The following is a 10,448-nucleotide window of genomic DNA, read 5'->3' on the forward strand; positions in this document are numbered from 1 at the left end:
ATAATTATCTGTAATACTCTATTTATGTGGTTGTGGTGGGATGGTTTTTTTTTATAAGACACCCAGTGTGGTGGTGCGGCGGGGGGGGGGGGGGAAACCGCCCGCCCCTGCGGCATGTCCCGGGCCGCGTCACCACGCACCCCACCGCACCGCCCCGTTCAAACTCCGTTGGGTGCGGACCTTCTGAGGGCGCCTCGGTGGGGTGTTTTGCAGAGGTTCGAGATGTGGCTGGTCGTGCCGAATTCTACCGTCGCTGGGGTCGAGCCCGCCGCGAGGCGTGCGGGTGCTGAGCGAGGGTGGGCGTGGTGTGCCGTCGTTGATGGAGGCGTTGGAGGCCAGGCGAGCTGAGGTGCTGGGCCAGGCCGAGCGGCTGCGTGAGCAGATCGCTGGTCTGCCCGTGGAGTTGTCGCGGGCCGAGGAACGGATGGCCCGGTTGCAGGCCTTGGGACGGCAGCCTCGTCCTCAACCCCATCCCCCGTTCATTGCGGATCGAGCGCGACAGCCCGAGTCGGCTCCTGCAGGGCCGAGGTCGACGCCGATGAGCGGGACGACCTGCTCACCACCGAGGAGAAGGACGAGCTGGCACAGCTGCGGTGAGATCTATAGGCACCCGAATAGGGCTTGACCAGTGACTTCCGTCGGTGCCCCCGAGGCAATCGGCCCCATGCCGACCCTGAAGTGGGCAGCTGAAGCAACTCGGGGTGCTCGGGGCGAGGGCAGGCCTCGGAATAAGAGGGTGATCTGGGTGGGGAGTCCTGGAGTTTTTCGCTCGCGACGGGCAGTCCGCTGGCTGGTCGGTGCGCACAAGCTGGGGCGTTTTGAAAACCAGGGTGGGCCGTTTGGTGGCTCTACGCGCTAAGGCGCTGACCTGGGCCTCAAGGGTTTTCGACACATCCCTGATGACCGCGTGCCGGCGGAACAGCTTCCCCGGTGGCACCCAGGTTCTCATGGCGGACGGAGGCCACAAGGCGATCCGCGACGTCAGCGTCGGTGACCTGGTCCGCGCAACCGACCCGGAGACCGGCCGGGCGTTCGTGCGGCGGGTCGTCCACACCATGAGGCACGACACCCGTCGACTCGTCGAGATCTCGGTGGCCGATGGGAAACTGTCCAGCACGGCGGGCCACCGCTTCTTCGTCGAGGGACGCGGCTGGACCCTGGTTTCCTCCCTGCACGTGGGCGACAACCTGCGAACGCCGAACGGCACCTTCCGGACCGTGACGGCCGTCGAGGACCGGGCCGGTCTGGCACCCCGCGAGGTCTACGACCTGACGGTCGAAAGTATCCACACGTTCTACGTCAGCACCGAAGGTGCCCACCCGCAGAACCTCCTCGTCCACAACTGCCAGGACCTCGTCGCCGACGAGGATGTCGAAGGGGCGCACACCATCGGCGACCACGTGACCCCGGACGACGACGCCATGAAGGCGAAGGCCCTCGACCCGAGAACCACAGGGGGCGTTGCCACGCGCTGGGCCAGTCTCGACATCGCCCGAGAGGCCGTCGACAAGGCCGTCACCCAGTGGCTCGAACACGATCCGGACCACCTGCAACAGCTCGTCAAATGGCAGAACGAGCAGGCGCTGAGAAAGTCCAAGGGGAAGCTGCTGAATCTCAACAAGTTCCGCTGGGAGGTGAGGGACGTCGAAACCAGGGGCGGACCGATAGGCTACAAGTGGGTCAAGAACGGAACTACCGCCGAAAAGAGCGTGGTGACCTCCAAGTGAGTCATCGTCAATCTGAAATACATCGGCAAGGGCAACCGTGCGCACCCTTATGGCAAATGGGTCGTGTACACCTCCTATCTGGAAGGGTGACCGTGGCCCACGAGCATGAGAGCGATGTCGAGGACGATTTCGTCGAGGCCGAATTCACCGAAGACATCTACGTGACGGACCTCGGGCTGACCTGGCTGGCCTCTCGATGGGAGGTGCTGGAAGAGTTCTACAGGGAGCACTTCCCGTCCCGTGCCGTCGACCCCGGCCCCGTCACGGTGTGGCTCATGCTGGCGGACTCATCGGTCGACCAGTTCGACCGCTCCAAGGCCGCCCAACTGGGCCAGGACGTGCAGCGACTGCCGCGCTCACCGCTGCCGGACGAGACGATCCGTACGGTGTGGCTCGCCGCCACCCACGGCATCCTCGACCCGCACGAGCACGGCATGACGGCCCGTACCTGGCTGCGGCGGATCGAGGAGGCGTGGCTGGCCCGCGTGCACCAGGACGATCCGGCGTTCGCGCCTCCGCAACCACAGCCAGTGGTCGACGAGGAGCTGCGGCGGGCGGTGATCCAGGTGATCCACACGGTCGCGGAGCCATTGCGCCTCGCCTCGGAACAGCCCCTGTACGGGGTTCCGGTGACCGGCCTGGTCACCGCGCTGGAGCGGGTGGTCACCGAGGCGTGCGCCGACCTCGGCTACCGGCTCTTCCTGCGCGCGGTGAAGGCCTACTTCGTGCCGGTGCCGGCCGACGGGGAGACGTACGGCAGGTTCGTCGCTCTCGGTGAGCGGTTCGGCTACCCGTACTGGGTCGTGCGCGAAGGACTCAACGACCGCCGGACCGACTGACGCCGAGGTGTGGGGCGGGCGGACAGACTCCGCCCGCCTCACGCGGCACGTCGTGGCCATCGACGAGAACCATTGCGAAGCCTTCACCGCCCTCGGTGAGCGCTTCGGCTACCCGGAGTTCCTCGTGGACGACAACCTCAACGTCGGATAGGACCGACCTGGCCTGACAGAACACGGGCCCCGCCGAGCCAAAAAGCAACGGCTCCGCAGGGCCCGTCTCGTGAACCAATGGGAACGGCCGGACCATTTAACGCACCCCACCCCGCAGCCCCGTTCAAACTCCGTTCACAAAAGAGACTAATCTTCGGGAACTTCCCCGACCGCACCACGTTGATCCGGCTGGTCGGCGCGGTGCTGCCGAGCAGAACGACGAGTGGACCGAGGCCCGCCGCTACATGGGCTTGACCTGCTGACCAAGGCCCGCCTCCACCCGATCGAGTCAGAAACCGACGAGACCGCCCTGCCCACCGAACTCACCGCATAGCCTCAAAACGAGATCACCGAGCGGCCGTCGATACACCACTCCCGCGGACGCGACCCAGTGTCCCCGGGCCTCACTTACAGCCCATGGGGACGATCGTCCGGCTGAAGCCCCATGGAGCCTTTCACCGAGAGGCGTGTCGGCGGCCGTGGCAAAGTCCGGGTGTGCGGCCAGTCGAGTCCAGGTTGATGGCCACCGGAAATCCAGGTGGATGGCCTGTTGTTCCTGATCGCTCCCTTATCTGACGGAGACCCCTCCGTCCGGTTTGCTGGTGTTTGCGATCATCAGCAACCGGCCGGAGAGGTCCTGTGACGAAGTCTGACAGAGAGATCATGGAAATCTTTGAGGCGTACGACCTGACGGAGACAGTCTGGTCGGCGGCCGCACTCACGGGGCACGACCCAAAGACGGTCAAGCGGTACGTCGAGGCCCGCGAGGTCGGGCCTTAACAGCGGCACCGATACCGGAGAGTCCAGCGTTGATCGATTAGATGGCCGCAGGCCAGAGACCCGGCCCTTCACTTCTTCGGCTGCCGGGGCACTCGCCTAGGATCATAGAAATCAAGCGTTGGCCAGGGCGGATGCCGATACAAGAGGGCAGAAGTCAGTCTCGCTGACTCCCGCCCTCTCTCATTGTCTCTCGGTGTTCGCGACACACCTCCGCGCCGGGCCGTCGGTGTCGAGGCGATGGGGCCGAAGACCCCCGCTGACTCTCTGTCGGTATTTCGGCACACCGTGCCACACGGTTTCTGTCGAAACGGCAATCCAAAAGAGCGCCGCTTACGTAACCTTTCCATGGAGACCCGACGAGCGCGGTGCGCCCCCTCGCACTTCGCAGGCGTGGGCAGCGGCCGGATCCTCCCTCATTGCGCGCCGGAGTGGCGCCGGCTTGAGGGTCTGCAGCTCCCACTCCCCGTGGAGGCCGGGATGAAAGTTATCGTTGATCTTTCCCGGTGCCAGGGATATGCGCAGTGCGCGTTCCTGGCTCCGGACGCTTTCCGGATGCACGGCGAGGAAGCGCTGATGTACGACCCGAAGCCCGACGACGCCCAGCGCCAACAGGTGCTGCGCGCCGCGGCGGCCTGCCCCCTCCAGGCCATTCTGGTCGACCAGCTGGAGGGCCGGGACACACCGGTGGAGGCGTCGCTGTGATGAGCAGCGCCGACACCTTGCAAGCGTTCAGGCGTGACGGCCGCATCGTGGTCGTCGGGGCGTCGCTGGCGGGGCTGCGTGCCGCAGAGTCGCTGCGCGACGAGGGTTTCACCGGATCGTTGACCATGATCGGTGACGAGTTGGGCGAGCCCTACGACCGTCCCCCCTTGTCCAAGCAGGTCCTGACCGGGTGGGTGCCCGCCGGGAACACCACGCTGCCGCGACGCCGTGACATCGATGCGCAGTGGCTGCTGGGCGTCCCCGCCGACGGGCTGGACCTGGCGACCAACCACGTGCATCTCGCCGACGGACGCGAGGTTCCCTTCGACCGGGTGCTGCTCTCCACCGGGGTACGGGCCCGGCCGTGGTTCGTCGAGTCCGAGGCGGCCCTGGACGGTGTCTTCGTGGTCCGCACGCGTGAGGACGCCGCCGGCCTGCAGCGAGCCCTCGCCGCCGGGCCCTCCCGGGTACTGGTCATCGGTGCGGGATTCACCGGCTCCGAGATCGCCTCCGTCTGCCGCGAGCGGGACATCCCGGTGACCGTCGCCGAACTCGCGCCGTTCCCGCTGGTCGGGGCGCTCGGTGCCATGGTCGGTGAGGTGGCGTCGGACATGCAGCGCACCCACGGCGTCGACCTGCGCTGCGGCGTCGAAGTCACCAAGCTGGAAGGCGACGCCCAGGGGCACTTCCGCCGCGCCCACTTCTCCGACGGCAGCACTACCGACGCCGATGTGGCGGTGGTGGCGCTCGGGAGCATCCGCAACACCGAGTGGCTGCGGGAGTCGGGACTGGCGGCGGGCGTATGGGGAATCACCTGTGACACGGGTTGCCGCGCCCTCGACATCCATGGCCGCGTCGCCGACGACGTCTTCGCCGCGGGAGACGTGGCACGTTGCCCGAACCCCATCTACGAATACCGGCTCATCGCACTGGAGCACTGGTCCAACGCCGTGGAGCAGGCAGAGGTCGCGGCACACAACATGGTCAGCGCCCAGGCGGACCGCCGGCCCCACCTGTCCATCCCGCTGTTCTGGTCGATCCAGTTCGGCGTCAACATCAAGTCCGTCGGCGTGCCGACCTTCGCCGACGAGGTGGTCGTCGCCCAGGGATCGCTGGACGACCACCGTTTCGTCACCGTATATGGCTATCGGGGCCGCGTCACGGCCGCCGTGAGCTTCAACAACGGCAAGTGGCTGGACCACTACCGACGGTTGATCGAGACGGCAGCACCTTTCCCGCCCCCCTGTCCCACGCCGGACCAGCCGGCCGACATGAAACCGGTGCCCGTCGACTTCCCCGGCCCCGCCCTGCTCGCGCAGGGCGCCACGGTGGTCGTCACAAGCGATGACCCGGGTGAGCGCCGCGTCACGGCCGTGCACCGGCATCGGCAGGAGGAAGGCCGGACGACCACGACCGGGACGCCCGGCACGCTGCAACGGATCTTCAACTACTCCGCCCGGGCCGACCCCTACCCGTTGTATGCCGAGTTGCGCAGGACGCCGGTGGCTCGGCAGGAGGACGGCAGCTACGTCATCAGCGCCTATCGCGAGATCACGGACATACTGAATGACCCGCATCTGAGTTCCGACGTGCGCAATCTGTCGCGTCCGATGCCCTCCGCCGAGGGAGGGGTCACGTCGTCGTTCATCCACATGGACTCGCCCGAGCACGATCGCCTGCGGCGTATGGCGACGCGTCACTTCGGCCCCCCGCACACCCCAGGGCTAGTGACCGGACTTGAAGGCTTCCTGACCGCCACCGTCCGCAGCCTGATCGACGATTTGGTGGGCAAGGAGCAGATCGACGTCGTCGATGATTTCGCCTTCCCGTTCCCCGTAACCGTGATCTGTCACTTGCTCGGCGTGCCACGCGAGGACGAGCCGAGGTTCCACCTCTGGGTGAACGACATCATGAACTCGATCGACTACGACCCCAAGACCGACCCGAAGGAGAAACTGGACAAGGGCGTACAGGCCCGCAAAGATCTGCGCCAGTGCCTCGGCGAGCTGGTGGAACAGCGCCACGGCCGGCCGGGAGACGACTTCCTGTCACGGCTGGCCAACGACGACGGACCCGACGGTCGGATGGCAGACGCCGACATCGTCGCCACCGCCAAACTCCTCCTCATCGCCGGCCATGAGACCATCGTCAACCTCATCACCAACGGCATGCTGACGCTGCTGCGCCACCCGCAGGTGCTGCAACGACTGCGCGACGAACCGGACCTGATCGTGCCGCTGGTCGAGGAACTGCTGCGCTACGAGCCCCCCGTGCAGATCATTCCCTGGCGAGCGGCCTACAGCGACATCACCGTCGCCGACACCGTCATCCCCAAGGGCTCGCAGATCATGCTCATGCTTGCCTCAGGCAGCCGCGACCCGAAGCGCTTCCACGATCCGGACCGATTCGACCCGGATCGGCGTGACAACCAGCACCTGGGGTTCGGCAGCGGCATCCACCTGTGCTTCGGTGGCCCGCTGGCCCGGCGGGAAACCCAGATCGCGCTGACCGAGCTGGTACGCCGGCTCGAGCGACCCAGGCTGGTCGCCGATCCACCGCCGTACCGGCCCAGCCCCGTCCTTCGGGGTCCGATCCATCTGGACATCGAGCAGGGTGACGGTTGACGCGGCAGCCGAGGGCAGTGGGAAGGTCACGCCGCGGCCGACCGGCCAGCTCTGCATTCGACAGCAACCCGCTACCCTCCTCAGCTCCCATCCCGTCCACCGTCGACCCACACACTGTGGAGCGGACGTGGTTCATGGCGTCCAGGTGGAGCGCGCCACTGTGCCTACGACGACCTCGCGGGCCTGGCGGCGCTGCTCGGCGCCACCCCCGGCGTCGTCGAGCACGGCCTGTTCCCTCGGACGCTGGTCGCCGACGTATTCGTCGCCCACGACGACTCGGTCGAACACCACAATCATGCCAAGTCCCGAGCCTCAGAGGATATTTGGTGTGGGCGGATTGCCCTTCATCTCCTCCACTCCGGGGCCCGGTCCTCTATCGGCTTCTCTGCCGCCAGTTCCCGCACCTGCTGATTCCCAGCCATCCCTTGTTCTTCGCAGGGAATCCCGGTCTTCAGGCTGGGCGGGAATGCGATCCTCGGCCCGGAGGCGCGAAGCGCCGGAGTTCGCTGCGCCTGCGGGGTGACGGTCAGGCTGGGCGCTTCTGGTTGTCGATGTAGTCCTTGACGATGCTCAGCGGTGCGCCGCCGCAGGCGCTATTCCCGTACGTAGAGTTCGATGTCGATGCCGGCGTTCGCCGGGATGGTCGATTTGTGCTTGACCTTGTGGTCGACGGGAGTCATGTCCGGCTTGGTCGCCTCCGATGGCCGTTCGCCCTGAGAAACGGTTGTTCCCGGGGGTGGCCAGCATCTCCGCCGCCTCCGGGCGGTACAGGCAGCCAGGACGGCGGGACGCACAGACAGTGACTGATCGGGTGGCCGCCGCTCCTCCGATCGGCGGGGCGCGCTCTGGGGAGCGCGCCAGCGACTGCGCTGCAGGCCCGGGAGAGCGTGGCTGCCTACTCTGAGGGCAAGCCCCGCTGAGCGGTGAGCAGGTCGACGGTGTGTTGCCCGGCTGGTGGCTTCACGCTCGCTGGCTGCCTGGCACTACTGTCGAGATTCCGACGAAGTCGCCTGGCGCCTGTCTCTCCAGGTCAGGGCGGGCCGCGCGACGGTTCAGCAGTGACAGCACAACGGTCAGCAACTGCGTCACATGCCCCGCGTCTGCTGGCTGCTCACCCTGCAGGGGAGAGTGAGGCATCACGCAACAGGAACATCCAGTTGCCCTCGTGCGTACTATCTCTAGACTGCCGCAGGCTAAGGCAGTTGTGTCCTGCGGGTGAGCGGGGGATCCGGTCACCGCAGACGGGACACCCACCTCTATCCGTTCGCACGCATGGCTCCTGACTTTCACCGCCGTGCCCGCGGGCTGCAGAAAGGCCCATGTCATGTCTGAAATCCAGGCCCAGGCAACAGAACTGGCGTCCCAGTACATCGCCCAGGTGACGGGCGACCTTGAGCGCAATGCCAAAGAGCAGGACCGGATCGGTCAGGAGATCGAAGCCCTCCAGGAGCAGCTGCGTGCTCTCCAGCACGACCACACTGTGCTGGTGAACATCCAGCAGGCTCTCGGCAGTGCCAGCCCCGCCGCCGGCGCAGACACCGCCGCTGCGCCGTCCGTGCCGCACCAGGCCTCCGCCGAACTCAAGCAGAGCAAAGCTAAGAAGGCGCCCGCCACGGGCGCGAAGAAGACGGCGTCCATTAAGCCCGCCGACAAGGCCTCGTCCGTGAAGGCGTCCACGGCAGCGGCCAAGCCGACCCTCGTCGAGCTGATCCGCGGTCACCTGGAGCAGGAGAGCGAGCCGCGTTCCGCTGCCGAGATCGCCGTCGCACTCACGCAGGCCCATCCCGACCGGAGCGTGAAGACCACGGTCGTGCGCACCACCCTCGAAGGGCTGGTCGCCAAGAGCCATGCTCACCGTGCCAAGCAGGGCTCGTCGGTCTTCTACACCGCCGCGGCCGCCTCGGAGCCTGCTGCGGCCAAGCCGCAGCAGGAGGCAGTGGCCGACTGAGCTTCCTCCGGCCGCTCAACGAGCTGCCACCATGCCGCACCCCAGTTGGCGCGCCCCGGCCGGGAGATCAGCGCGAAGGACGCAACCTGCGCGCGGCGGTGCGGAACACGGTCTGGATTCTCATGGGCGTTGGGATTGCCGTGCTCGCTGGTGCGGTTCTTGTCGGCGGGGCCGTCCGCAAGCGTCGGCGCGCCGCATCCGCAGACCTCGCACAGGCGGCCGTGCCGCCGGGGTCGGTCCACGGGGGTTGGCCGTACGGAGACCGGAACTACGGGAGGAGGCCCTGAGATGGCATGGGACGAATGGGAGCAGCTGAAAGTCGATGCGTTGGCTCGTCGGCAGAACCAGATGCGACTGGACAGCGCTGCCGCAGCGGGCGGAGGCGGAACTGGGGGCGCGCCCGACCTCAAGACCAACAAGACCGGGCAGAAGACAGCGGTCTCGGCATTGGATGACATCCACAGAGACACGGGCAAGGCGGGCAGCCACGCCGACGAGTCCTCGGCCACGGCCGTGCGGGAATTCACCGGCTGGGACACCGGCTCCGGCCTCAAGGACGCGCATGCGGAGTGGGTACTGCAGGTCAAGAACCTTCAAGGGCGCCTGGTGAAGGACCAGGAATCGTTGAAGGACTCCCATCAGCAGTTCCAGTACGTCGACTACGGCGTCCGGAGCGAGATAGCACAGATCGACGCCGGGCCAGATCCCCGGCGCGAGGCATAGACGACGGGGAGCGGGGAAACGGGGATGCTCACCTATCAGGACGTGGTCACCATCAAACTCGGTGTGCTGACCACGGCGGCCACCGACTGGGACGACATGGCCGACGGGTTCAAGGACCTGGAGACCCTCTACGCGGCCAAGGTGGAATCGGTCGCGACGGACGGCATCTGGCACGGTGTCAGCCAGGCTGCGGCCGCCGTGCAACTCGGGGCAACACGCCAGCAGTTTGCCGACGCGCAGACGGAGGCCCGCGCTATCGCCTCGCTCCTTCGGGACGCGTATCAGCAGTTGGCCAAGTTGATCGGCTACGTGAACGACGTGGTCGAGCGGGTGAAGGCTGACGAGATGTCCGTCAACAGCCAGGGCGAGGCGGTCTACGACTTCCGGAAGCTCACCCCCATGCGGCACGACGAGGACTACCCCAAGTACGTGTCGAAGGCGAAGGACGCCGAGGCCGCCTGGACGAAGAAGATCAAGGAAGCCGTGCAGGCGGTCGACGACGCCGACCAGGGCGTCAAGCTTGCCCTAGACGAGGCGGCTGGCGTCAAGAGCTGGTTCGAGCGAGCGCTGGATCCCTTCGGAGGACAGGCCCACACGTTCAACGGCTCCGCGGTCGGCGACATCGAGGTGTACGAGGCCCGCGAGGCCAAGCAGTACGCGGACCGGCTGCTTCACGGCGAGAAGCTAACAGCCGACGAACGGGCAGAAATGGACCGGGACTTCCGGGACAACGCACACAACAAGGCGTTCAGCCAGACGTTCCTCGACTCGCTGGGCCCCGAAGACACCCTGAAGTTGTCCAACCGCTTCAACGATCTCGCATACAACGAGGACACCACCCACCAGACGCAGTACCTCGGCCTAGGTCGTGTCTTCAAATGATCTTGAGTGGTGGATCATGGTGGGGTGATACGTCGCCATGAACTGTCGGACGCCGAGTGGGAGTTCGTCCGGC

8 protein-coding genes and 1 pseudogene are annotated in these 10,448 nt (G+C 66.5%); 8 read left to right on the plus strand and 1 reads right to left on the minus strand.

All coding sequences use genetic code 11. The features are described from left to right. Positions 1–947: 947 nt before the first annotated feature. From ACFVWD_RS55925 to ACFVWD_RS55945, 5 genes and pseudogenes are all read left to right on the plus strand, one after another. Positions 948–1,727, plus strand: a complete 780-nt coding sequence (locus tag ACFVWD_RS55925; protein WP_389606696.1) for a polymorphic toxin-type HINT domain-containing protein — start codon at positions 948–950, stop codon at positions 1,725–1,727. Positions 1,728–1,819: 92 nt separating this feature from the next. Continuing rightward, positions 1,820–2,566, plus strand: a complete 747-nt coding sequence (locus ACFVWD_RS55930) for a hypothetical protein (protein ID WP_389606697.1) — start codon at positions 1,820–1,822, stop codon at positions 2,564–2,566. Positions 2,567–3,973: 1,407 nt separating this feature from the next. Continuing rightward, the gene (locus tag ACFVWD_RS55935) at positions 3,974–4,198 is read left to right on the plus strand and encodes a ferredoxin (protein WP_389606699.1); all 225 of its coding nucleotides are present in this window, start codon (positions 3,974–3,976) and stop codon (positions 4,196–4,198) included. Then, positions 4,198–5,574 (plus strand): annotated as a pseudogene (locus ACFVWD_RS55940) (NAD(P)/FAD-dependent oxidoreductase); the annotation flags it as partial. The gene ACFVWD_RS55935 and the pseudogene ACFVWD_RS55940, both read left to right, overlap by 1 nt. A gap of 126 nt (positions 5,575–5,700) precedes the next feature. Further along, a complete protein-coding gene (locus tag ACFVWD_RS55945) occupies positions 5,701–6,822 on the plus strand; it encodes a cytochrome P450 (RefSeq protein ID WP_389606708.1) in 1,122 nt (373 codons plus the stop codon). Between the two features lie 132 nt (positions 6,823–6,954). Here the strand turns inward: ACFVWD_RS55945 and ACFVWD_RS55950 are convergent, their stop codons facing one another. Beyond that, positions 6,955–7,119 carry a hypothetical protein gene (locus ACFVWD_RS55950; RefSeq protein WP_389606701.1) on the minus strand — a complete coding sequence of 55 codons (165 nt, stop codon included), beginning with the start codon at positions 7,117–7,119 and terminating at the stop codon, positions 6,955–6,957. 1,027 nt (positions 7,120–8,146) lie between these two features. Here ACFVWD_RS55950 and ACFVWD_RS55955 point away from each other — a divergent pair. The 3 genes from ACFVWD_RS55955 (at position 8,147) to ACFVWD_RS55965 (ending at position 10,375) form a co-directional block, all read left to right on the plus strand. After that, positions 8,147–8,770: a hypothetical protein gene (locus tag ACFVWD_RS55955; RefSeq protein WP_389606703.1), complete on the plus strand. Its 624-nt coding sequence runs from the start codon at positions 8,147–8,149 to the stop codon at positions 8,768–8,770. Positions 8,771–9,058: 288 nt separating this feature from the next. Further along, positions 9,059–9,493 carry a hypothetical protein gene (locus tag ACFVWD_RS55960; RefSeq protein ID WP_389606705.1) on the plus strand — a complete coding sequence of 145 codons (435 nt, stop codon included), beginning with the start codon at positions 9,059–9,061 and terminating at the stop codon, positions 9,491–9,493. A gap of 24 nt (positions 9,494–9,517) precedes the next feature. Next, positions 9,518–10,375 (plus strand): hypothetical protein, encoded by an 858-nt coding sequence (locus tag ACFVWD_RS55965; protein ID WP_389606706.1) that lies wholly within the window; start codon positions 9,518–9,520, stop codon positions 10,373–10,375. Positions 10,376–10,448: the final 73 nt, after the last annotated feature.

The organism is Streptomyces sp. NPDC058086, from assembly GCF_042885015.1.
Classification (GTDB): Bacteria; Actinomycetota; Actinomycetes; order Streptomycetales; family Streptomycetaceae; genus Streptomyces.